The sequence below is a fragment of the Celeribacter sp. HF31 genome (assembly GCF_011806455.1).
Lineage (GTDB): Bacteria > Pseudomonadota > Alphaproteobacteria > Rhodobacterales > Rhodobacteraceae > Celeribacter.
This window is the reverse complement of the sequence record NZ_JAATOT010000009.1, coordinates 19530-42051: the sequence shown is the minus strand read 5'-3', so window position 1 is coordinate 42051 and position 22522 is coordinate 19530. Positions and strand designations below refer to the sequence as shown.

At 59.7% G+C, this 22522-nt stretch carries 26 protein-coding genes and 1 pseudogene; 8 read left to right on the top strand and 19 right to left on the bottom strand.

Features of this window, described 5'->3' with window-relative positions; genetic code table 11:
• The first annotated feature begins 1 nt into the window (after nucleotide 1).
• From HCZ23_RS17640 to HCZ23_RS17630, 3 genes are all read left to right on the top strand, one after another.
• A complete protein-coding gene (locus HCZ23_RS17640; protein WP_167603073.1) occupies nucleotides 2-1300 on the top strand; it encodes a TRAP transporter large permease in 1299 nt (432 codons plus the stop codon).
• Between the two features lie 92 nt (nucleotides 1301-1392).
• Nucleotides 1393-2451 carry a maleylacetate reductase gene (locus HCZ23_RS17635; protein ID WP_167603072.1) on the top strand — a complete coding sequence of 353 codons (1059 nt, stop codon included), beginning with the start codon at nucleotides 1393-1395 and terminating at the stop codon, nucleotides 2449-2451.
• Nucleotides 2452-2480: 29 nt separating this feature from the next.
• Complete coding sequence (locus HCZ23_RS17630; RefSeq protein WP_167603071.1) at nucleotides 2481-3320, top strand: intradiol ring-cleavage dioxygenase; 840 nt, start codon at nucleotides 2481-2483, stop codon at nucleotides 3318-3320.
• A gap of 447 nt (nucleotides 3321-3767) precedes the next feature.
• On the opposite strand, the gene HCZ23_RS17625 is transcribed toward HCZ23_RS17630, so the two are convergent.
• The 9 genes from HCZ23_RS17625 to HCZ23_RS17585 all read right to left on the bottom strand — a co-directional run bounded on the left by HCZ23_RS17625 (nucleotide 3768) and on the right by HCZ23_RS17585 (nucleotide 10284).
• The gene (locus tag HCZ23_RS17625) at nucleotides 3768-4589 is read right to left on the bottom strand and encodes an NHL repeat-containing protein (RefSeq protein ID WP_167603070.1); all 822 of its coding nucleotides are present in this window, start codon (nucleotides 4587-4589) and stop codon (nucleotides 3768-3770) included.
• Complete coding sequence (locus HCZ23_RS17620) at nucleotides 4586-5011, bottom strand: carboxymuconolactone decarboxylase family protein (RefSeq protein ID WP_167603069.1); 426 nt, start codon at nucleotides 5009-5011, stop codon at nucleotides 4586-4588. Before HCZ23_RS17620 ends, HCZ23_RS17625 begins: the two co-directional genes overlap by 4 nt.
• Before the next feature lie 68 nt (nucleotides 5012-5079).
• Nucleotides 5080-5865 (bottom strand): SDR family NAD(P)-dependent oxidoreductase, encoded by a 786-nt coding sequence (locus tag HCZ23_RS17615; protein WP_167603068.1) that lies wholly within the window; start codon nucleotides 5863-5865, stop codon nucleotides 5080-5082.
• 34 nt (nucleotides 5866-5899) lie between these two features.
• On the bottom strand, nucleotides 5900-7099 hold the full coding sequence (locus tag HCZ23_RS17610; RefSeq protein ID WP_167603067.1) for an MFS transporter: 1200 nt from the start codon (nucleotides 7097-7099) through the stop codon (nucleotides 5900-5902).
• Nucleotides 7096-7803, bottom strand: a complete 708-nt coding sequence (locus HCZ23_RS17605; RefSeq protein WP_167603066.1) for an HAD family phosphatase — start codon at nucleotides 7801-7803, stop codon at nucleotides 7096-7098. Before HCZ23_RS17605 ends, HCZ23_RS17610 begins: the two co-directional genes overlap by 4 nt.
• Nucleotides 7800-8033, bottom strand: coding sequence for a tautomerase family protein (locus HCZ23_RS17600; RefSeq protein ID WP_167603065.1), 234 nt, complete (start codon nucleotides 8031-8033; stop codon nucleotides 7800-7802). Before HCZ23_RS17600 ends, HCZ23_RS17605 begins: the two co-directional genes overlap by 4 nt.
• A 42-nt stretch (nucleotides 8034-8075) precedes the next feature.
• Nucleotides 8076-8918, bottom strand: coding sequence for a hypothetical protein (locus HCZ23_RS17595; protein ID WP_167603064.1), 843 nt, complete (start codon nucleotides 8916-8918; stop codon nucleotides 8076-8078).
• Nucleotides 8915-9640: an AfsA-related hotdog domain-containing protein gene (locus HCZ23_RS17590; RefSeq protein ID WP_167603063.1), complete on the bottom strand. Its 726-nt coding sequence runs from the start codon at nucleotides 9638-9640 to the stop codon at nucleotides 8915-8917. The genes HCZ23_RS17595 and HCZ23_RS17590 overlap by 4 nt, the downstream gene beginning before the upstream one ends.
• 38 nt (nucleotides 9641-9678) lie before the next feature.
• Nucleotides 9679-10284: a hypothetical protein gene (locus HCZ23_RS17585; RefSeq protein WP_167603062.1), complete on the bottom strand. Its 606-nt coding sequence runs from the start codon at nucleotides 10282-10284 to the stop codon at nucleotides 9679-9681.
• A gap of 188 nt (nucleotides 10285-10472) precedes the next feature.
• On the opposite strand from HCZ23_RS17585, the pseudogene HCZ23_RS18370 reads away from it, so the two are divergent.
• A pseudogene (locus tag HCZ23_RS18370) lies at nucleotides 10473-10667 on the top strand (LysR family transcriptional regulator); the annotation flags it as partial.
• A gap of 69 nt (nucleotides 10668-10736) precedes the next feature.
• The gene (locus HCZ23_RS17580) at nucleotides 10737-11390 is read left to right on the top strand and encodes a LysR family substrate-binding domain-containing protein (protein ID WP_254870374.1); all 654 of its coding nucleotides are present in this window, start codon (nucleotides 10737-10739) and stop codon (nucleotides 11388-11390) included.
• 6 nt (nucleotides 11391-11396) lie between these two features.
• Here the strand turns inward: HCZ23_RS17580 and HCZ23_RS17575 are convergent, their stop codons facing one another.
• Nucleotides 11397-12413: an aldo/keto reductase gene (locus HCZ23_RS17575; protein WP_254870373.1), complete on the bottom strand. Its 1017-nt coding sequence runs from the start codon at nucleotides 12411-12413 to the stop codon at nucleotides 11397-11399.
• Between the two features lie 322 nt (nucleotides 12414-12735).
• A complete protein-coding gene (locus HCZ23_RS17570) occupies nucleotides 12736-13482 on the bottom strand; it encodes an SDR family NAD(P)-dependent oxidoreductase (protein WP_167603060.1) in 747 nt (248 codons plus the stop codon).
• A gap of 127 nt (nucleotides 13483-13609) precedes the next feature.
• Here HCZ23_RS17570 and HCZ23_RS17565 point away from each other — a divergent pair, with 127 nt between their 5' ends.
• Nucleotides 13610-14227 (top strand): TetR/AcrR family transcriptional regulator, encoded by a 618-nt coding sequence (locus tag HCZ23_RS17565; RefSeq protein ID WP_167603059.1) that lies wholly within the window; start codon nucleotides 13610-13612, stop codon nucleotides 14225-14227.
• 96 nt (nucleotides 14228-14323) lie between these two features.
• On the opposite strand, the gene HCZ23_RS17560 is transcribed toward HCZ23_RS17565, so the two are convergent.
• From HCZ23_RS17560 to HCZ23_RS17540, 5 genes are all read right to left on the bottom strand, one after another.
• On the bottom strand, nucleotides 14324-14953 hold the full coding sequence (locus HCZ23_RS17560) for a flavin reductase family protein (RefSeq protein ID WP_167603058.1): 630 nt from the start codon (nucleotides 14951-14953) through the stop codon (nucleotides 14324-14326).
• 70 nt (nucleotides 14954-15023) lie between these two features.
• The gene (locus HCZ23_RS17555) at nucleotides 15024-16052 is read right to left on the bottom strand and encodes a TRAP transporter substrate-binding protein (protein WP_167603057.1); all 1029 of its coding nucleotides are present in this window, start codon (nucleotides 16050-16052) and stop codon (nucleotides 15024-15026) included.
• A gap of 35 nt (nucleotides 16053-16087) precedes the next feature.
• Complete coding sequence (locus HCZ23_RS17550) at nucleotides 16088-17362, bottom strand: TRAP transporter large permease (protein WP_167603056.1); 1275 nt, start codon at nucleotides 17360-17362, stop codon at nucleotides 16088-16090.
• The gene (locus tag HCZ23_RS17545) at nucleotides 17359-17886 is read right to left on the bottom strand and encodes a TRAP transporter small permease (RefSeq protein ID WP_254870372.1); all 528 of its coding nucleotides are present in this window, start codon (nucleotides 17884-17886) and stop codon (nucleotides 17359-17361) included. Before HCZ23_RS17545 ends, HCZ23_RS17550 begins: the two co-directional genes overlap by 4 nt.
• Before the next feature lie 9 nt (nucleotides 17887-17895).
• On the bottom strand, nucleotides 17896-18828 hold the full coding sequence (locus tag HCZ23_RS17540; RefSeq protein ID WP_167603055.1) for a carbon-nitrogen hydrolase family protein: 933 nt from the start codon (nucleotides 18826-18828) through the stop codon (nucleotides 17896-17898).
• A 297-nt stretch (nucleotides 18829-19125) separates the two neighbouring features.
• Between HCZ23_RS17540 and HCZ23_RS17535 the strand changes: the two genes are divergently transcribed.
• A complete protein-coding gene (locus HCZ23_RS17535; RefSeq protein ID WP_167603054.1) occupies nucleotides 19126-19872 on the top strand; it encodes a TrmB family transcriptional regulator in 747 nt (248 codons plus the stop codon).
• 36 nt (nucleotides 19873-19908) lie between these two features.
• On the opposite strand, the gene HCZ23_RS17530 is transcribed toward HCZ23_RS17535, so the two are convergent.
• Together HCZ23_RS17530 and HCZ23_RS17525 are read right to left on the bottom strand one after the other, a co-directional pair.
• Nucleotides 19909-20721 (bottom strand): RNA polymerase sigma factor, encoded by an 813-nt coding sequence (locus tag HCZ23_RS17530; RefSeq protein ID WP_167603053.1) that lies wholly within the window; start codon nucleotides 20719-20721, stop codon nucleotides 19909-19911.
• Nucleotides 20718-21119 (bottom strand): SRPBCC family protein, encoded by a 402-nt coding sequence (locus tag HCZ23_RS17525; protein WP_167603052.1) that lies wholly within the window; start codon nucleotides 21117-21119, stop codon nucleotides 20718-20720. The genes HCZ23_RS17530 and HCZ23_RS17525 overlap by 4 nt, the downstream gene beginning before the upstream one ends.
• A gap of 98 nt (nucleotides 21120-21217) precedes the next feature.
• Between HCZ23_RS17525 and HCZ23_RS17520 the strand changes: the two genes are divergently transcribed.
• A complete protein-coding gene (locus tag HCZ23_RS17520; protein ID WP_167603051.1) occupies nucleotides 21218-21394 on the top strand; it encodes a hypothetical protein in 177 nt (58 codons plus the stop codon).
• A 65-nt stretch (nucleotides 21395-21459) separates the two neighbouring features.
• Here HCZ23_RS17520 and HCZ23_RS17515 read toward each other — a convergent pair whose 3' ends face one another.
• Nucleotides 21460-22512, bottom strand: coding sequence for a 2,3-butanediol dehydrogenase (locus HCZ23_RS17515; RefSeq protein ID WP_167603050.1), 1053 nt, complete (start codon nucleotides 22510-22512; stop codon nucleotides 21460-21462).
• Nucleotides 22513-22522 lie beyond the last annotated feature (10 nt).

Sequence of the window (22522 nt, the reverse complement as noted above, 5' to 3'; positions counted from 1 at the left end):
CATGTCCTTGCTTGCCAATTGGGAAATCGGGACGCTTGTCCTGTTTGTCCTGCTGTTTCTCGGCGTTCCGATCTCTTTCGCACTTGCGCTTCTGGGCACGGTCGGCACGGCGGCGATCATTGGATGGTCTCCGGCTTTTTCTCTGCTGGGCCAAACCTATTTCGAGCACAGCCGCAGCTATTCACTCTCGATCCTGCCGCTGTTTCTGATGATGGGGAATTTCGTGGTGCAATCGGGGATTGCACGCGACCTCTATTCCGCTGCTTACGCCTGGCTCCGGCACCGCAAGGGCGGGTTGGCGGTGGCGACCGTGGTGGCCTGTGGCGGATTCTCGTCGGTCTGTGGTTCGTCTTTGGCGACCGCGTCCACCATGGCGAAAATCGCCCTGCCGAACATGCGCAAATTCGGTTACCCCGACAGCCTGTCGACCGCCTCCATCGCGGCGGGCGGCACGCTTGGCATCCTGATCCCGCCCTCCGTGATCCTCGTGTTCTACGGCATCATGACTCAGCAGGATATCGGCAAACTGTTCCTCGCGGGCATCATTCCCGGCATTCTCGGCGTTGTGCTCTATGCGGTTGCCGTGCGCATCTCCGTTCATTTCGGACATTTTGATTTGCCGGTGGAAGACAAGCTGCCGCTTAGGGCGCGCATCTTTGCCCTCAAAGGCGTCGCTGGCGCACTCGGTCTCTTCGCCTTTGTGATGGGCGGCATCTATTTCGGTGTCTTCACACCGACGGAAAGTGCCGGCATGGGGGCAGGGGGCGCGTTCCTTCTGGTTCTGCTTCAGGGCCGTTTGAACTTTGCCAAAACCCTGCTCACGCTCTATGAAACCGCCAAGACCACGGCGATGATGTTCTTTATCCTCTTCGGCGCGCTGACATTTGCGAACTACGTGAACCTCTCGGGCATGACCCGCGACATCCAGATGCTCGTGACCTCGATCGGAGATCATCCCCTCATGGTCATCGCCGTCATCACGCTCATCTATCTCGTTCTCGGCTGCGTGCTCGAAGGTCTGTCCATGATCACGCTGACGGTGCCGATTTTTTATCCGATTGTTGCCGCGCAGGGGTTCGACCTGATCTGGTTCGGCATTTATGTCGTGATCGTGACTGAGGTGAGCTACATCACCCCACCTGTTGGGTTGAACGCTTTTGTTCTGAAATCCGTCGTCAAAGATGTGCAGCTTGGTACGATCTTCCGCGGTCTCGTGTCTTTCCTGCTGGTCGATGTGCTGCGCGTCGCGCTGATCCTCGCCTTCCCTGTCATCGTCTTGTTCATTCCTAACATGATGTGACCCTCTGCGCTTTGCGGTGGGCCTCCCGGCAGAGGCCCACCCATCTTGCCGCCACTCTCAGAGTGCCAAAAGCTTCTTTCAAAGGCTTCACGATGAAAAACTTCACCTATCTCTCTCATGCGCGCCGCATTCTGTTCGCGCCCGGTGCCCGCAAGGCACTTGGCGAAGAGCTGGATCGTTTGGGGATCATGCATCCCCTCATTCTCACCACACCTCAACAGGCCGATGCCGTCGAGCTTTTGTCCGAAGGTCTTGAGAACCGGGAGTGGACAGTATTTTCGGGCGCCGCCATGCATACGCCCGTCGACGTGACGCAGTCGGCTCTCGATGACCTGAAAAACTGCGGGGCCGACGGGGTCGTGTCCATCGGTGGCGGATCGACCATTGGTTTGGGAAAGGCGCTGGCCGTGCGTCAGGGGCTGGCGCATGTCAGCCTGCCGACGACATATTCCGGTTCCGAGATGACAAATATCCTCGGCGAGACGGAAGCGGGCGTGAAGACAACCCGTCGTGCGCCCGCCATTCGCCCCGATACGGTGATTTACGATGTCGAGTTGACGCAGGGGTTGCCGCTCGGCATGTCCGGCCTGTCGGGCATGAATGCCATGGCCCATGCCGTGGAGGCGCTCTATGCACCAGACGCAAATCCTATCACCGACCTTATGGCGCTGGAGGCGATCAAGGTTTTGGCCAATGCCCTTCCAAAGCTGGCAGATTCTCCAACGGATATGGGCGTCCGGGCCGATCTTTTTTACGGATCGTGGCTCTGTGGCCTGTGCCTCGACTCCGTGGCGATGTCCTTGCATCACAAGATTTGCCACACGCTGGGCGGCAGTTTCGATCTGCCGCATGCGCAAACGCATACCGTCATGCTGCCGCATTCCCTCGCGTATAACGCGCCCGCCATCGCGCCGGTCATGGTTCGCTTGCAAGATGTGCTCGGGTTGGATCCCGCCGTGGCGCTCTATGAGTTGTCCGGGCGCCTTGGTGCGCCGCGCGCCCTCGCAGACCTGGGCATGCCGGAAAATGGGATCGCAACGGCCGCGCAGATGGCTTTGAAAAACCCCTATGCCAATCCCAGACCGCTCGAGGAAGGCGCGCTGAGAGACATGCTGGCGCGGGCGTGGCGCGGAGAGCCACCACAATCGTAATTGGGATTGTTTGAAGGAGGAGACCCCAAATGAGTGCCTATTTTGAGGAACGTAAATCCGTTGAGGTTGTCAACGGGCGTATCGGTGCGGATGTCCCGGAGCGGCTTGCAGACGTGATGCGCTCGCTTGTAGAGCATTTGCATGCCTTCGTAAAAGATGTGGAGCTGACAGAAGAGGAATGGGCCGTTGCCATCGGGTTTTTGACGGCCACAGGTCAAATCTGTTCCGAAGAACGCCAGGAATACATCCTGCTGTCTGATGTTTTGGGCGTGTCTATGTTGGTGGATGCCATTCAGAACCGAAAACCTGCGGGGGCCACGCCCTCGACCGTTTTCGGGCCATTCCACGTCGAAGGGGCGCCGGAACGTGCCATGGGTTCGGATATTTCTCTGGATGGTAAGGGCGAGCGCTGTTTGTTCGAAGGGCGGGTTCTCGATCTTGAGGGCAATCCGATCGAAGGGGCTTTGGTCGATGTGTGGTCGGACAATGCCGAAGGGTTTTATGACGTGCAGCAACCCGATATTCAGCCGAAATGGAACAATCGCGGCGTGTTCAGAACCGGCACCGACGGTCGCTATTGGTTCTACGGAATCAAGCCGGTGTCCTATCCGATTCCCGATGACGGCCCGGTCGGCAAGATGCTACGCCAGATCGGGCGTCATCCGTATCGCCCGGCGCATACCCATTTTCGCGTGATGGCCAACGGATACAAACCTCTTATCACGCACACGTTTGTCGCGGGGGATGCCTATATTTCGAACGACACGGTTTTCGGCGTGAAAAGCGAGCTGATTGTCGATTTTGTCCAGGAAACCGCCGGAGAACGGCGCGGTGAGTGGACGGCGCAGTACGATTTCGTCCTCGCCTGAGCGCCTAAGACAGTCACAGTCTAACGCAGCATCGCGGCCACATCCCGTGGCGGCGGTGTCGTGCGTCGGTGGCATCAATGACATGACAGGGGAGGTGCAAAGCCCCGCCCAAGACTCTGTTGGCTCAGGACGCGAGTTCATTTTTGGCCGCGCCTTCTCAGTAGAGTGCTCCAAAAAATAAATTCGGCTTCGGCACAGCCGTGATTGAGTGCTAGCAGCGGATAGGCACATAGAGAGTTCCCGCTTTCACTCAGCCCGCTCGAGCCGGACCTGTATGGTGATGGATTTCCAATTGCAGGTTCGCGCCTTGGCAAGAGTCTGCTGCGACACCCAAGCCTGATATATCTTAGAAATGCAGCCAATCTGTAAAAAAGGGGAGTGACTTCGTCACTCCCCTTCGAGGTGTTTTCCCGGTCCCTTTGAGAACTGAGTAGGCTGCATTCAGGTTCAGCTGGAGAGAGGAATGCGGAAGATAGCGCTCTCGCCCCAGGTGGCGGTCAGCAGAGCGCTTTGATCCGGTGTAACGACCAGACCGACCGGGCTTGAAAACCCGTCGGCGTAGACCCGGGAACCGCCGCTCATCAGGATCTCGCGGACCTCGGTGCCACCATAATCAACGACAAAGACGCGCCCGCTGTCGGTGATCGCAATACCAGGCCCAGGGGTGCTGAACGCCTGTCCGGCCTCTAGGCGGGAGCCATCGGGACGCACGATGGTGACGCCACCGGCGATATTCGAAACGACATAGCCGCCATCGGGGGTTTGCACTGCGCCGACCGGCGTATTGAGATCGCTGATGACCGGACGCAACCCGCTGCGTTCCACCGCAAGGATCTGATGGGTGCGCCGGTTTGCGACCAAAAGTTGCCCCGAACGGTCAAAGCTGAGCCCGGCGGGGGTGGCGAGCCCGGTCGCATGGGTGCTCCGCTTGCCGTCCGGAGAAAAGCTCCAGATCACATCGCTGGAGTAGGAGGCGACATAGATTGTGCCATCTGCTCCAATGGCCAGACCTGATGGACCCGACAGTCCACTGGCAAAGGTCTCGCGTTCGCCAGAGGGTGTGAATTTGCTTACGCGTCCGGCGCCCCATTCGGCAACGAACAGAGCACCATGGGCATCATAAGCCATTCCAACCGGAGATCTGACGCGGCTCCAGAGCTGTTCGGGGCCTGCGGCGGTCGCGCGTGCGGTGCTGGCAGACAGGGCAAAAGGCAGGGCAAAAGGCAGGGCGATGCCCCGTGCAAGGAAGGTACGGCGTGTCGTGGTCATGCGATTTTCTCCTGGGGGTTTTGGTCATCATGCGAGGCAAATACCTCTTTGGCTGCGAACAGCCCGTTCAGCGCCGCCGGGAACCCCGCGTAAACGGCCATCTGAATCAAAATTTCGGTTATTTCATCGCGGCTGAGCCCGACATTCAGCCCGGCTTCGATATGCACCTTGAGCTGCGGTTGCGCTGTGCCCAAAGCGGCCAGCGCGGCAATGGTTGCGATCTCGCGGTCGCGCAACGACAGGCCGGGGCGCGTGTAGATATCGCCGAACGGAAACTCGAACAGGTAGTCTGCGAAGTCCGGCGAGATATCGGCCAGCGCGTCGATCACCTTTTGTCCCGCTTGTCCGTCAATCGCCTCCAGGGCGCGTCGGCCGCGTTCGAGCCGTGTTTCCGTCTTGGGTGTTTGCTGATGTGGGGCCATGAGATTGTCCTTTCGCGTGGCGCGTCTTGTGGCGGCGGTTGTCCTGCCCGTGGCGGTGTCCGAAAGTTTTAAATTGCTTTGGTTTCGCCGCCGTCCAGCACCATCAGAGTTCCGGTCATGCTTCGGTTGGCGGGGGCAAGCAGGAACGAAACGGCGGAGGCAACCTCGCCCGGTTCCAGAAGCTTGTTCCCGATCAGCTGCGCAGCGGTGGCATTGGTCACCTCGTCGGCGGTGATCCCCAACAGGCGGCTTGCATCCGTGGCAAGCTGCGACCATTGCGCGGTGCGCGTGGCGCCTGGGTGCAACACGTTGACGCGGATGCCCTTATCGCGCAGTGCGCCCGACAGCGACTTGCCGAACCCTGCTATCGCGGCGTTCAGCGTGCTGTTGATCGCGAACAACCCGTTGGGCTCCTTGGCGAAGACGCCGCCAATCAGCACGATGCTCGCCGCTGGCGCCCCGTCGAAACCGGGCATCAAAAGACGGATCATCCGTGCCGCCGCATTGACTTTGATTTCAAAGGCTTCGGTCCAGTTTGCATCGCTGGTCTGCATCAGCGGACCGCAATGACCGATGCCCGCAGCGTGCACGTAACCGCCCAGCGATCCGTGACGGGCAATGATGTCGGCGGCAACGTCGCGACAGGCCTCGGGGTCGGTGATCTCGACCTGGCATTTGTGCAGTTCACCCATCTGCGTGTAGCGCCCATTTTCATCGGCCAAGGCCTGCAACCGATCAAGCTTTTCGGCGGAGCGCCCCAGCGCGATGACGGAACGCCCGAGGCTGAGTTGTTCCAGGGCGATGGCCGCCCCCATGCCGCCGGTTGCACCGGCAATGACGATTGGAGAGTTCATGGGATTTCCTTTGATTGGATTGGAAGCGGCCATGTCATGATGCCGACGGCGCGGGACGACGGAAAATGTGGATGGCCAGCGCGAGGCACAGAGCGCCGACCGAGGCCGCAGCCACACCGTTCCAGCCCTGTGTCGCCCAAAGCGGGCCGAGAGCGCTGGCCGAAAAACCGCCCATCAACAGGCAGACCAGCAGGTAGAGCGAGGACACCGCTCCGCGCCGAGCAGGGCCGGCCACGGCAGAAAGTTCGACCAGTTTGACCGGCTGTGTGGCGAAGGTGCCCAGAAACAGAAGGATCAGTCCGAGCGCCATTGGCGGCAGGCTCTGCGATTGCCAGACGATCAGCGCGCCGGTGATGGCGCAGAGCAACCCGCAGATGCCGACGCTCAGGCTGCCCCAGCGGCGGATCGCAACGCCTGCACCAGGCGCACCCACCACAGCGATCAACCCCGCAACATTCACGAGGCCGATTTGCGCGGTGTTCAACCCGAAAGGCGCAGCCGCAAGCCGGAAAGTCAGATAGGTGGCAAGGCCGAGATAGCCGAAAAACAGCAGCCCACCGACGAGCAACCGCTCGAGGATTGCGGTTTCGAAGAGCAGGGCAACGGATTGGCGATATTTTGCAAGGATCGCGCCTCCTGCGGCGGGCGCGTCGGCCTTGCCCTGCACCAGTGCCGCCAGGGCGGTACAAATGAGCACTGCCGCAAAGGTCAGGATGAACGGGGTGTAGCCCATGTAGGCCACCAGCACCGCGCTCACGCTCCGACACAGGGTGATGCCAACAATCGACGCTGCGATGGCAATGCCGAAGTAAACGCCCTGCATATCCTGCGGTGCCGACTGTCCCAGCAAGGCAAAGCCCGCCGCAGGCACAAAGGCCGCCGACGCGGAGGCCGCGATCATTGCAATGACAAAGGTGCTGGCGCTCTGAGCGAGCGCTCCGGCCGTCAGGCACAGGCCCAGAACGACGGCGCCTCCGACCATCAGCCGCGTTGTTGGCCACAGATCGGTCAGTGGCCCAGCCACGAAAAAACTAAGCGCATAGACGGTCACCGTGATCGAAAACACATCACGCATGGTTTCCGGTGTGGTGGCAAAGCGTTCTGCCAGCAGAAAGAAGAGCGGTTGAGAGACATAAACCGAGCCCACCGCCAATGCGATCAGCACGGACAGAAAGGGCAGGCGGCGGCTTAGGCGGGTGCCGCTTGTGTGAATATGAGTGTCAGCAGAGGTCATGACGTTGTGCTTTCTCCCGCGAAGGCGGGTTTGGGCGCGATTGTTGTGAGGCATTCCCAGCCGCGTGCCCGGGCCAGATCGGCCAGATCCGGCGACCCGATCACGGCAACCGGATGCCCGACGGCTTCGAGCATCGTGCGATCCGACATGTCATCGCCATATGCAAAGCAGGTGCGTGGATCGGTGCCGTGCTGTTGTAGAAACGCGGCGATGGCGTCGGCCTTGCCGGTGCCGATGGTCTGCGGTCGCAGGATCTCTCCGGTCAGTGTCCCGTCCGGACCGGTTTCCTGTCGTGTGCAAAGGATGTGCTCGGCGCCCATACGCTGCGCCAGCGGGGTCAGAAGCGCGGGAAACGACCCCGAGACAAAGACTGGTGCCACGCCGCCAGCGCGATGCGCGCGCAACCGTTCGAGCACTTCGGGAAAAATCATCGCCTCGGAAAGCCCTTGCGCACCAAAACGCCGTTTGACCCAAAGCCGCCCCGCCGCCAAGAGTTGCATCTCGTTTTCGCCAGCGAAAAAGCGATAATACAGCCGGTTCAGGTCTTCGCGCGGGCGACGTTCGGAAAAGGCGTGTTCAAAGGCTGTGTTGAACCGGTCCAGCGTCTCTGGCGCTCCCTGCAGGTCGCACCAGAAGGGAAAGAAGTCGAACATGCTCTTGATCCGAATAAGCGTGTCGTCGACATCAAAAAACGCGTAGCTCATGTCGGGTCCTTCTCGTAGCTCATACGCCTGCTGAGCGTCGAAAATGCGGGATCTGTGGCGAGCACGTCGGCTTCGGACCAGCGGCTCTTGGGAATTTCGGAGATGACAACGGCGATCTTGTCGAGAGGTGCGCCGGTGGCATCGTGGACCGCGCGGGTGACCGCGCTCATCAACTGTTCTGCGGCGGTATCGTCGTCGGATTTCCAGGTGGTGATGGTGACAAAGGGCATCGGGGTTCCTTTCGGTTTGGAAGGAAGAGGGGAAAAATGCGGTCAGGCGACGGTCACCAGATCGGAGAAAGCCGGTTCTGTCAGTTTGAGCTGGGCATGGATATCCGCGCCCAATCCGTGCAATCCGATCGCACCGCCATAGCTCATGCGTGTGCTCATATAGAGCAGGATCACGTTGATGATGCGGTTCGCCCCGGGGCGCGATGGATCGGGAAAGGGATCGGGGAGCAAGGCCTCGAACCGCCCCCGCCCCTGGGCATCGGTGACAAAGACATTGGGAATGCCAAGCGGCCCTGGTCTCGTTGGGCTGTCGGGGCGCAAATCGTGCTGGCGCAGGCTCATGACCGTGTACACGCTGTTTGGCACGAGGTGGGAAAATTCCATCTCGAACAGGGCTTTACGCCTATCCGATGTCAGCGACACCACGATCTGACCCCGAGCCTTCAGCCAGTCGCCCAACGTGACGGGCGCGATTTCACGCAGCCCGTCTTCGGGACGCGCATCGGGTACATAGGCCGCATGTAACGGAGCGCTTATGCGTTTCGTGCGATGTGCCTCGGGGGCTTGTTCCGGCGCAAAAAGCATGGGGTAATTGTTGCATGGCAGAGGCAATGGCAGGGTCCACAGAACCTCATCCTCTAGATCGGCGGGCAGGGCTGTGGGATCGAAGCGGCGCAGGATGTCATACCGTCCAGCCTCGCCGAATGCGGGCGGGATGGTATGGGACGATACGATCGCCCCACCCCAGTCCGGCCCCCCTTGCCCGTCACAGATCCGCCCGACGACAACGAAGTTTCCTTCGCCATCGCAGATCTCGCTTGGCGGGTAGAGCGGACCCTGTGTTGTCGGTGTCAGCTCCAATTCGATCGGGGTGCACAGGCTCATTGCGTTACCTTCGACAGGGCCTCGTCGGCGAGCTGTTTTTCCTTCTCGGCGATAACGCTCTCTGGGTAGACCGTGAACAGTGCTTTGCAATCGGCACAAGGGACGCCGCATTGCTCCACCGTCATCTCCATCCGCAGCCGCACGCGATATGGTTTTGCATCGCATTCGATGACGTTGATCCGCACCTCTGCCGGCAGCGGAAAGACAAAGTTGGAAAACGATGTCTCCATCGAGTTGATGACGAAGTAGGTCTTGTTGGTGCCCTCCAGCGGATAGAACTCCTCACTCACCGCAAGGAAAGATTGGCGGAAGGCCTCGATCAGGATCATGCCCTGGATGTGCTGCCCGGTCTGGTGATCGCCCATCAGCTCGCAGCGTTCGTCAATGAGCAATGCGCAGGAATACAGGTCCTCCCCGATGCGTTCCGGCTTGGCGATGACGGTGTTATGAATCTGACGCTTGTGCGAATGGGTGCCGGGGGCGCGTAGGCCGATGCGGTGCAGATCGGTGAAATCGACCTTTTGAGCCAACCCGTTGGTTTCAATAATCTTCGATACCTCGTCATGGCGCACGCCCTGGCCGAGGGTCAGTCGCATTTTGCTGCGAAAACAGCAGTCCGGCAGGCTCGACAATGCGAGAAACTCCGACTGGGTAATGGCGTTCTTTCCGTTAGCGAATTGGTGGAATTGGTCACCGACAACAACAATCTCATGATTTTCCATGATACTTCTCGCTTACTTCGGGGGAGGGGAATGAAAGGTCAGGCGGCAAGGCTGGACAAACCGTTGTAGATCCGGGTGTAAAGCCCGTCGGTGCCGCCGGTGATATAGCCGTCGCCGGCTTGCTGAACGATGGTCTTGTAGCGTTCGCTGTTGAACACTGCGGCGTAGGCCTCGGGGAGGCAGCTGAAACCAGACACGAACATCACGCCGGGCACGCCGCTGATCAGGGAATGATAGGCCGAAAAGCTCTCGACCTCGTCATGGCTGCGCACCACATCAAAAATGGTTTCCTCGCGCCATTTGCGATATTCTGCCATCCGCTCGGGCACCACCTCGACGTGTCGCAGTTGCACATAGGGCGTCTGCGGCAGTGCGTCTTCGGCACTCTTGACCTGCTCAACAAGGTCGACCAGTTCGCGGCGGACGTCACCGATCAGTCCCGGGGTGGCCTGGCTGAGTTCAGATTCGCATTTTGCAAGAGTGTCGGGCAGCTCCGACAGGTCTTCAAAGGCACGCAGCTGCATCAGTTCGTTCTGCGCGTCCGACCAGAAATTTCGGGTGGTGGCATCGTCGATGAAGTGCGAGGGAATCGCAGCGCCAGTTTTGAAAGAATAGCGCGAGATCAGAAGATACTTCGAAGCCATTGATAGCGTTCCTTATAAAGAGTGATATTACCTCAGGTTGTTTTGAGGTTTCGCACTTCTACTCTTTTCTGCGGCGCAGAATTTTGGAATACTATTCTTGATATTACTCATATTGGATCGTGGATGGGCTCGAAGCACACTTGATGGTTTGTCGTATCTTTTTGTTTTAAAATAGGAATTCTTATCTTATGGTGACGTCTCACCGCCTTCCCACCATCCAGCAGCTCCGATGCTTCGTCGCTGTGGCTCAAGAAATGAGCTTTCGCAGAGCGGCGACGCGCCTGGGCATGTCGCAGCCGCCCCTGTCACGGCAGATCAAGGAGCTTGAGAATGTTCTGGGTGTGCGTTTGCTCGACCGCTCAACCCATCACGTGAGCCTGACGGCTGGGGGTGAGGTCTTTGTCGAAGACGCGCGACGCATCATCAATATGTTGGAAAGTTCGATCGCGGGAATGAGCGATGCCGAGGACCGGCTGAGTCGTCAGATCAAGATTGGGCTGAGCTTTATGTTCGACTTTACCGCCTTGCCGATCATGAAAGATATGTTGGATAAAATAGGCGATACAGTGGTGATTCAGCGTGAATATGGTGCCTCGCGCAATCTGGCGTCGCTGGTGGAATCGGGCGAGTTGGATGCAGCGATCATCGGTGCCTATCGCGATACGCCCAACAGCATAGATCGGTTGCAGATCTTTACTGAAACCATCCGCGTGTCCTTGCCCGCGCATCATCCGGCCGCGCAGAAAGATCACGTGACTTTCAAGGATTTTGACGATCTTCCCCTGTTTTGGTTCTCGAAAAATGAAAACCCTCATTATGCCGACATCTTCGAGCAGGTCTTTGCGCATCACCAATATCGCCCACCACGTTTGCGCGAGCCGGATGATCACGTTCAACTGCTTTCACGGATCGGAGCGGGGGAGGGGGCGACGTTTTTGCCAACGCTCCGGACCTCGGTCCGCCATACCAATGTGGTCTATCGGGCACTGACACCCGAGATTTCCGATCAGTTGCAGATCCCGATCTATGTGATCTGGCGCGATCAGGGCGCGCGGCCCGAGGTTCGGCGCATGATCGAGGAATTCAAACGGCATACCCCGGGCTGAGCGGGATCAGGCGTTGATCCCTTTCATGCCCTCCGCACTGTAGCGTTCTCCGGCGGTGGCGCCAGGCTTCCAGATGTCGGACAGGGTCGTCAGCTCCTCGTGGGACAGGTCCAGGGACAGCGACGCGATGTTTTCGCGCAGCCGTTCCGGCGAACGGGTGCCGGGGATCGGTACGATATTTTCCGCCTGGGCCAAAAGCCAAGCCAGGGCAACCTGACCGGTGCTGGCATTGTGGCGTGCTGCGAAGGCTTCCACCTTGGCCAGAAGCGCGGTGTTGCGATCCAGATTGTCGCCGGTAAAGCGCGCGTTCGAGAGGCGAAAATCCCCGGCGGACAGGTTGTCCGTGGACTTGTAGCGCCCGGTTAGAAATCCTCTTCCGAGCGGCGAGTAGGCAACGAACCCTACGCCCAGTTCCTGCGTGAGTGGCAGGATATCCTCTTCGACATCGCGCGTCCAAAGCGAATATTCGCTCTGGATCGCTGTGACCGGAAACACCTCATGTGCGCGCCGCAATGTTGCCGCAGACACTTCGCACAGGCCCGCACCGGCGATCTTGCCCGCCTTGTGCAGATCGCCCAGCACCTCCATGGTCGCGGCAATATCGGCATCCGGGTCCACCCGGTGAATGTAAAACAGGTCGATGCGTTCGACGCCCAGGCGGGACAGCGAGGCATCGCAGCAGGCGCGGATATAGGCCGGATCGTTGTTGATCCGTCGCGCATAAGCGGCGTCCTTCGGCCGGTCGATGCCGCATTTCGTGGCGATCCGCATGGCCGCCCGCTCTTCTGTCGGCGCAGCTTTTAGGGCCTTGCCGATGATCTCCTCATTGTGCCCGCGCCCGTAGACATCTGCGGTGTCAATCAGGGTTATCCCCTCGCTGAGCACTGTCATCAGCATGGTGTCAATAATCCCGGGATCGGTCTCGCCGTAAAACTCGCTCAGACCCATGGCCCCATAGCCGAGGGCGGAAACGGACAGGTTTTCTCCGAGCGAGCGAGTCGGCAAAGTCGGTTGGAATGTCATGGAATAACTCCTTTTTCTTTGCAGAAACTGTTCGACGCGCGGACATAAGGGAAGTCCAAATTTGTTAATTCAATTTTGGAACCACAAGACGCACCACGCGGTCGCCGGCGCTGATGACCGAAGGGCAGGGGCTGTACCATCGCACTGCGCGACCAAAGTTCCGGGATGTTGATGCCATGGCCTTTCCAGACCGGCGAACCCATCCCCGGGCTGCTGCCCGAAGCCCCCCTCGGTTCGCGCTTTTCCGGACGTCATTCAGGCAGAGTTTCGGGGGCAGTCCGGGAGGTGAGGCCGAAGACGTGCCAAACAGCTCCGCCGGTCTTCACCAGGGCACAGGTCCATTTTCATCGGAGAACGTGCCGGTCGGGCCATCGTCGTCGATCAGGGCAAGTCGCACCGGTTCCCGCGCGCCGTCTTCCACGCTGCGCGTGCCGTTGAAGTTGTTGAGGGCCGTGGAGGTGAATCCTGGGCAGGCGGCATTGACCTTGATGTTGGTCCCTTCAAGCGCAAGCGCAAAGGCCAGCATCACCGCATGCGCTGCCGTCTTCGAAACCGAGTAATTGCCGAACATGCGCCGATGATCGTTGGCGGGGTCGGAGTTGAGCGTCAGCGAGGCGCCAGAGCTGCCGGTGATGACGATGCGGCCTGCCGGTGCTTCGCGTAGAAGCGGGAGCATCGCTTGGGTCACTGCGATGACCCCGAATACGTTGGTCTCGAATACGGTGCGGATATCGCCCAGAGGGGCGTCGGTCAGCTGGTTCTTCGTGAGTGCCTCCGAAAACGCCTCGTTGGAGTTCACCCGAGAGATCCCGGCATTGTTCATCAGGATATCAAGGCGTCCAAACCTGGTGCGAATGAGAGCGGCCGCCTGAGCGATCGAGGCTTCATCCGTGACGTCGAGCTGGAGGGCGTGGGCTGCCGCGCCGATGTCCTGCGCGACCCGTTCACCCTTTTCCATGTCGCGTGCGCCGACAAGTACGGTCAGGCCTTTTGCAACCAGATCCTTGGCGATCTGGAGGCCGATCCCTTGAGTGGCTCCCGTGATGAGAGCTACGCGTTTGTCTGACATGATGACTTTCCTTTCATTCCTTGCTGGCGCTATCGGGCTCGAAAGCGTATTAAGCGGAACGTTATTCCGCTCATATACGGAACATTGTTCCGTTTATCAAGCGCGCTTTGAAGGAGTTTTGGAGCTCATGCCTGACAGACCATCGCACCGAAATCTGCGCGCAGATGCAAAGCGCAACATCGAGACACTCGTTCGGACGGCACGGGACATCTTTGCCACGTCGGGGGTCGAGACGCCCATGCGCGAGATCGCTGATAGGGCTGGCGTTGGCGTTGGAACCATCTACCGAAACTTTCCGCAGCGCTCCGATCTGATCGCGGCGGTGTTTCGCAGCGAGGTGGACGCCTGCGCGGAGGCTGCGTCAGATCTGGCAAGGACCTATCCTCCGGGGGAGGCGCTTGACCGCTGGATGCAACGCTATGTCGATTTCATCGTTGCCAAGCGCGGACTGGCTGCCGCCCTGCATTCAGGAGACCCGGCGTTCGAAGCTCTGCCTGCCTATTTCGACAGCCGGTTTGAGCCCGCGTTGCGACGTTTGCTGGATGCGGCCGTCGCTGCAGAGGAAATACGGCCCGACGCAAATCCCTACGATCTCCTGCGGGCTGTCGCGAGCCTGTGCATGCCCTCAAGCGATGGAGACCCTGCACCGGCGCGTCGGTTGGTCGCTCTACTGGTTGACGGACTGCGTTACCGCGCGGTGGGTGCGCAGGCCACCCGCGCGAGCCTGGACCATAAGCCCGACTAGATGCGGACCGACCCGAAAGGGCATCCGAACGTCAGCGGCCCCTTGTCGGGGCGTCGAAGGGGCACGGAGAAGGGGCAGGGAAAATTTCCCGTCAGGTCAGTCGAGCGGCTGGGTTTTTCTGTCCGGGCGCGCAAGGCTGAAACGATCCGCCGTTCTGCAATAGAGACCGGCGCCGCCCATGCGGGCAATCGGACGATGGGCCTCCAGATCAACTCTGGCCGTCTCTGAATCGAGCATCAGCGCGTCCTCGACGTGAAGCGCCACAATCTCCCCCAGAACGATTTTCTGCGAGGTGCGCGTCGATATGGTTTGCATCAACTGACATTCCAGCCGAACAGGAGAGTGCGCGATGCCGGGCACCCCGTTGGCGGTGGCCGGGGACATGGCGATGGCGGCCATGTCGGCTTCGCTTTCGGCATAGGGCAGGTCTGTGGCGGTCTGGTTCATCTGTGCCGCCAGCGCCTCGGTCACCAGATTGACCGTAAAGCGTCCGGTTTCGGTGATGTTGTGCGCGGTGTCTTTGAGCGGCTTTTCCGGATGTTCCAAAATCCCGAGCGCCACAATCGCCGGGTCGTGGCCCATCACGTTGAAGAAACTATAGGGGGCAAGGTTGACGATGCCCTCGGGCGAGAGGGTGGAGACCCATGCAATCGGGCGCGGCACCACAAGAGATGACAGGAGTTTGTAGCGTTTGCGCGCCGCGAGGGTTGTCATATCGAATTGCATGGAAAGCCTCTCTCAAACAGGGGCTGCCCTGACAGAGGACAGGGCAGCCTGATCTTTTGACGGTGTTGTCTTATTGCGTTGCTGTGCGGTCTGCCGCGTCGAGAAGGACCGCGAGCATTTCGGCGGTTTTGGGGTCCTCGTTTAGCAGTTCGAGCACGGCGACGCGCATTTCTTTGAGAAGGGCGTCACGTTCGTCTTTCGGCAGATAGTGAACGGTGCCGCCCATCTCTTCCCAGGTTTTGTAAGCGTTGGCCTGGTCTTCCAGAACATAGTCGTAAAGCTCCGGCTCAAGCGCCGTTGCCTCTTCGCGCAGCATGGTTTGCAAGTCTTCCGGCAGGGTGTCCCACCAGATTTTGCTGACCATCATGACCTCGCCCATCACGCCGTCTTCGGTGGCGGTGATGTGTTTCACGATGTCGTAGAGTTTGAGCGAGGTGAAGGCGGGCGGGGAGCTTTTCATGCCGTCCACGGTGCCTTGCTGCAAGGCTGTTGCGACCTCGCTGAAGTCGATGGGAACGGCTGTGGCCCCCATGAGTTCGACGCCTTTGCGTTCGACTTTCGAGGCGAGAACGCGGAGTTTTTTGCCGTTGAAGGCCTCAACCGTATCGCCGGGAAAGGCGGTCGCAAACGCCGTGTTGCCGTAGATATAGGTGCCGAGACCGACGAGACCTTTGTCGGCGCCGAGGTTCAGAAAGGTTTCGCGGAATGTCGGATCGCTGAACACCCGTTGGGCGTGGCGGGCGTCTTCGAAAATCGCGGGCAGGTCGGTGACCTGAAAGCGCGAGTCGACGCCAACGAGATAGGCGGCGGGGCCGGTGTAGAATTCGACGGTGCCGAATTGCAGGCCCTCGATCATACGGGCGTTCGAACCAAGCTGTGCTGCGGGGTAAAGCTCGGTTTTGATGCGGCCTTCGGAACGTTCCTCGACGCGTTTGGCAAAGCGTTTGATGGCTTCGGTCTGGACATCATTCACCGTGGCCGTCGCCAGTTTCATGGTGAACTCTTGCGCAAAGGCAGGGGAGGCACCGAGGGTCGCGAGCAAGAGGCAGGTGCCCGCGGCTTTGACCATGTTGCGGCGGCTGGGTCGGAATAGTGACATGAGAGAGCTCCATTTTAAGGGTCTAGAGAGAGGGATCAGAACAAGAGTTGCGGCAGGGAGATCGCGGGCACATAGGTGATCAGAAGGAGCGCCAGCGTTTGCAGGATGATGAAGGGCACGAGGCCCGCGCTGATGCGCGAAATCGGGGCGCCGAACAGGGCATTGGAGGTGAAGATGTTCAGACCGAAGGGCGGTGTGAACATGCCGATGCTCAGGTTCACGGCCATGATGACGCCGAAGTGGACGAGGTTCACATCAAGATGGGTGACCACAGGCACCAGCATCGGCGTCAAAAGAACGATCGCGGAGACCGGGTCCATCAAACAGCCGACGATCAGCAGGAAGATGTTGATGGTGAGCAGGACCACCCAAGGCTCGCTTGAGGCGGCTTCGACGAAATTGACGAGGGTCTGCGGCACGCCGCTGGTGGTGAGGACCCAGGAAAACACCCCGGAGGCCGCGACGACGAGCAGGATTTGCGCGGTGAGATGGGCGGAGCTGAGCACAACGCTCCAAATCTCGCGCCAAGTGATTTCACGGTAGAAAAACCGCGCGACCAGAACACCGTAGACGCCCGCAACACCCGCCGACTCCGTCGGGGAAAAGATGCCGGAATAGATGCCGCCGAGGATGACCACAGGTGTGCCGAGTGCGGGCAGGGCCGAGAGAAAGAGCGACAGGGCCTCGCCTTTTTGCGCCGTGTTGGCACCCGAGGGTTTCATTTTGCGCGACACCCAGAGGATGTATCCGACAATGACGAGGCCGAGCAGCAAGGCGGGCAGGATCCCGGCGGCAAAGAGCGCGGTGACGGATTGCTCTGAGGAGGCCGCATAAAGGATCATCAGGATGCTGGGCGGCATGACGCTTGCGATGCCGCCAGCAGAGGTGATGAGGCCAAGCGAAAACTTTTCGCTATAGCCGCCCTCGCGCAGGCTCGGGTACATCAACCGGCCGATGGCGGCGACGGTGGCGGGGCTTGAGCCGGAGACCGCGCCGAAAAATTCGCTGGCGCCGATGGCGGTCATCGGGCGGGCGGATTTCAACCCGCCGCAGAGCATCAGGATGCAATTGACGATGCGCCGCGACACGCCGCCGCGCGACATGATCTCACCCGCGAAGATGAAGAACGGCACGGAGAGCAGGGCGAATTTATCGAGGCCACCGAACATGATCTGCGGCACCATGGTGGCGGGGACGCTCATCTGGGTGAGGATGGCGACGCTCGCAGTGGTGAGCAGGACGAGATAGATCGGCAGACCGATGATCAACAACAACAGCGGCAAGCCGGCGAGAATAGCGATGAGTGTCATTTGGTACCTGCCAGTGCATCTTGAACTTCGACGGGCTCGGATGCGGTGAGGAGTTGGTCTGAAACGAGCAGAGAGAGGCTGCGCACGATGCCGCCAAGGCAGGCCAGTACAAAGGCCGCGAAGATCGAGCCATTGACGTATTGCTTGGGGATTTCTGCCACGTTGGTCACCTGAGAGAACCGGGCGACCAGCTCGACAACGAGATAGGCGTTATAGGCGAAATATCCGCAGAGGATGGCGCCTGCGGCGGCGAGGACAAAGGCGACCCAGCGCAATGCGGCACGCGGCAATATAGGTTTGAGAATTTCGGCGGAGAGGTTTTCCCCCTGCAGGGTCAACCGATAGGACATCAGGCACACCGACCAGATGATGAGCAGGGTCGTGACCTCCTCGGCCCAGAAGATCGGGCTGTGAAACAGGTATCGCCCCGCAACATTGGCGGCGTTGATCAAAAGGGCGGCGGCAAAGGCGACCCCGGAGAGCAGGTTGAGCAATTGGGTGAAAACGTCGGACAGGCGTTGCATCGTTTCTCCTTATCCCTCGGCTTTGGTATAGGTGACCGGTGTGCGGGGCGTCGTGTTCACCCGCAGTTCGAAAACATCCGGGCGGGCGTAGTGCCCGGCGGCGTCGAAATCGAGCTTGCCCCGTGTCACCGCGTCCAGATCGATCTCGGCGACCAGAATGCCCTCCTCGTCGAACAGCGGGCCTGCGAGGACATTGCCCAAAGGATCAAGGATCACGCTGCCGCCGCGCATCATGATGCGGTCGGGATCGGTGCGGGTGAAGGCATAGTCTTCGGGGAAATCTTTTTCCCACAACACCTGGCAGCTCGAAAACACGAAGGTGCGCCCTTCGAGGGCGATGTGTTGCATGGTCGCTTGCCAGCTGTCCCGGTCGTCGGCGGTGGGGGCGCAATAGAGGTTGATGCCCTGACCGTACATGGCCATGCGCATCATCGGCATGTAGTTTTCCCAGCAGATCACGGCGCCGATGTTGCCAATGTCGGTGTCGAAGGTGGGCAATGTCGAACCATCGCCAAAGCCCCAGACCAGACGTTCCGCACCGGTTGGCATCAGCTTGCGATGTTTGCCCAAAAGCGTTCCGTCGGGGCCAAAGAAGACGACGGTGCAATAGAGCGTGCCCGCCTCGCGTTCGATGATGCCCATTACGAGGTAAAGCCCGGCGGCGGCGGCGGCCTGTCCCAGACGCTCCGTCTCGGCGCCGGGGATTTCAATGGCGCTGTCGACGTAGCGCCGGAACTCTTCGCGACCTGCGTCCGTGCGCACCCCGACGGAGATCTCATAGCTCTGCTCCTTGGGGTAGGCGGAAATATAGGCTTCGGGGAAAACGGCGAGGCGACAGCCCTGCGCACCGGCCTCGGCAATCAGCACCTCCGCCTTGGCGAGGCTGGCCTCGATATCGAATGGCACGGCGCCTGCCTGAATCACTGCCGCTTTGAAAGTCATCGCTTACCTCGATTTAGTCGATTAATTTAGACACACTTGTTTTGTGCGAATTTTGGACATGACTGTCAATTGTGCTTCGAAAATTCGTTTTTTGGGGCCGTTTTTGGCGCTAAAGTGATCAAAATTGTTTGTCCTTGGCCATTTATTAATCTGAATTTTTATTATTTCGATAATCTGTCGGACATTTTCGACACGAAATTCGACTCAGTTTGTCGAATGCTTCCGACAGGCAAGATCCCCTTGTGCGCGTTCTGAAGTCGCATTATTTTACGGGTTTAGAGGTTTGAGGGCTGTCTGATGTATGATTTTCAAAGCAAATTGTCGAAGCTGGGCATCAGCGGTACGCTCTACCGGTTGTATGTGGCGGCAATCGAATTGGGCGAGGCCCCGATTTCCGATGTGGCCACGCGCGCAGGGCTGGTGCGCACCACGGCCTATGACGCGCTGTCGCGGCTGGAGGAGGAGGGTCTCGTTGCCATCGTGAAAAGCGGCAACAAGCGCATCGTTGTCGCCGAAGATCCCTCTGTTTTGCTGGAACGGATCGAGGCACGCAAACAGATGCTCAATGAGGTGATGCCGGAGTTGCGGTCACTCTACAATCGCGCGAAGGGCAAGCCCCGCATTCGGTATTACGAAGGCCGCGAGGGGATTTTGATCGCGCTGAAAGACACCTTGAGCATCAAGGGGACAAATCCGACGTTGCTCGGTATTTTGTCCATGGATGAGCTGCGTGAGGTTCCCGGTCTTCAGGAGATGGAGAATTTCATCGCCGCGCGCAAAGAAAAGGGCATCTGGCTCAGGGTGATCAGGTCCCGCACGAAAGACGTCGCCTCAATCTGGCCGTCGGATTCAGGCGATCTGCGCCATCTCCGTTTCGCCCCTGAGAATGTTCTGCTGTCGATGACGACATTGATCTATGACGACAAGGTCTGCCTGATCTCGTCCATGCGGGAAAATTACGGCATGATCATCGAAAGCGTGGAGTTCGCGACCATGCAGCGGCAGTTGTTTGAAGCTCTTTGGATGACGTCTTCGGAGACGTGATGTTCGGCGCGCGTCCGGACCACGTAGGCCCGCGCGCTATTTCAGGGCCGCAAGGACCAATTCCCCGACATCGGTCGCAAAAGAAGGGTTCGATCGCATCAGCGCGGCGGCCCGTCTGCCCTCTTCAAGCGATCTGACGCGGCGACGCAATGCGGGGATATCAGAGGCCGGGGCGGCCAGTCCGAAAGCCGGGGTGCCAAGCGTGACCCGCCCGCTCTTTTGCGCCGCGTTCAGGCGGTGTTCGCATCGACAGGTGGCGTTTTGCGACACATTTCCGCAAGATTTCTCCAGAAACCGGGTGATCTCCTGACGGGCGCGGCGCAGCCTTTGGCGATAGGCGGCGGCCGATACGCCCAGTGCTTCCGAAGCCTCGGTGTCAGACATTTCGAAAATATCGCCGAGCACATAGGCCATGCGCAGGCTCCGGTTGAGACAGGTCAACATCGCCAGCGTACACCCGACCTTGATCTCCTCGATGGCAATCGCCGTGACCATGTCGTCTGCCTCATCCCTGTCGGGGACGGCCAAGCCGCTTTCCAGATCGTCGGCGAAATCCTTGAACGTCATGCGCATCGCTTCCACACGGCCGCGCTTGCGCATCCCGACCAGATGCCGTGATGCGACCTTGAGGGCCCATCCTCCGGCGGCTTCGTCGTCGCGGAGTGTGCCGAGATGCGTGATAATCTTGATGAGAATTTCCTGTGTCGCGTCCTCCGCATCTGCGGGATGCGCCAGCATCCGCATGGCAAGACCGTAGATCGGGCGTTGCAGGCCCTGAACGAGGGCAGCAAGAGCCGCGCGATCCCCCTGTCGCGCGGCGCTCACCTGTTTCGGATCCAGACGGATCATGCCTCAAGCCGCGTCTTGAGGCTCACGAGCTCCTTGGCCAGTGTCATTTTCTGCTCTTCCAAAGCGCCCTCCAACAGTTCAAGCGGCACCGGCGGCGCCATCAGGACAAAGGAATAGATCGACGTGTCGTGGGCATCCTCGGTCACACGGGAATAGGCCGCGCCCACGGCGCCATCGGGAAAGGTCATGATCCAGTCGACCGTGCCCTGTTCGGCGAAGGCCCGTGTTTCGAGCTGGATCGGCACCGCGCCATTGGGGGTGACCAGTTCCGCCGTCTCGGCGTCTGCGGATTTGAAAGCGTTGGTCCATTCGGGCAGATGCGCCGGATCGGCGATGTATTCGAACACCTCGGCAAAGGGTTTTGCGATGCTGATGGATTGTACGTCGTGCGTTTTCATGGGTGTCGTCCTCATTGATCTGCGTCGGGCCAGTCCCGACCGCATATTTAGTAAGAGGCGGCGAAGACGGAGACTGTGACAAAGAAAGTTGAAAAAAGATGGGCTGTCGATGCGAGTTTGCCGATGTGGGGATCCGGGGGCTGTGGGCGACGATCTATGAGGAGACGCTCAATGTCGTTGAGGGTCAGCTGGACCATCTTTTCGATCCTGAGGTCGGGGCGTCCGACCCCTATCGCATTTTGGAACGTCTTTGCCCTGAGGGCAAATCTTCATAAACGACTTTGTTCGGTAAAAGAGGCGGGCCCGTTCGGATGATCAGGCCCGCCTTGTCGACATCAAATCACTCGGGAGCTTTGACCAGGATTTTCACCTGAGATTTTTCCGCCACGAGAGCCTCGAACCCCTGATCGACGATCTCGTCGATCGAGATGCGTTTGGTCACCAGTTTGTCGGCGCTGAAGTAGCCCTGGGTCATAAGCTCCATCACCGCCGGATAGATGTTGCGATAGGCGATGGTGCCCAGAAGCTGACGCTCCTTCAGAACGGCGGTGTTGGGTTGGAACGCGGCATCGCCTTCCCAGATCGAGACGATCAGCGTTTGACCTTCGTGCCGGGTGCTGTCGATACATTGCGGCAGAACGCGCGGCACCCCGGTCACTTCGAAAGCCACGTTGACGCCGCCGGTCGCCGCGCGGATCGTCTCCACCGGATCGGTCGACATCGGGTCGATGACGCTGGTGGCGCCGAGTTCCAGCGCCTTTTCGCGACGCTCGGGCGAGGGTTCGACCACATGAATCTGGGCCGCACCGGCGACACGCAGCGCCTCGACGACCAAAAGACCGATCGGCCCGGCGCCAAAGACCGCGGCCGTGTCGCCCGCCTTGATCTTGGACATCCGCACCGCATGGAGCGCGACGGCCGCCGGTTCCACCAGCGCGCCTTGCTCCATCGACAGGGCGTCCGGCATTTTGTGCACCATGCCCGCGGGCACCACAGAGGTCGCGGCAAAACCGCCGTGCCCGCCGGAAAGCCCCACGAAGCCGAGGCTGTCACAGAGATTGTATTTGCCCTCATGACAGGCGGGGCAGGTGCCACAGGCAAAGATCGGTTCGATCGCCACGCGGTCGCCAATCGCAAGCCCGGTCACGCCCGCGCCCAATTCGGTGATCTCGCCACAATATTCGTGACCCATGGTGATCGGCGCCTTGTCATGGCTGAGCGGGTGCTCCTCGTCCACGGGGACGAAAATCGGCCCGGCGAGATATTCGTGCAGGTCGCTGCCGCAAATTCCGGTCCAGGCCACCTTGATCTTGACCTCGCCTGCCGCAGGGGAGGGTTCGGGGATGTCTTCGACGCGGATATCTTTGACGCCATGCCAGCGTGCTGCTTTCATTGTGGTTCTC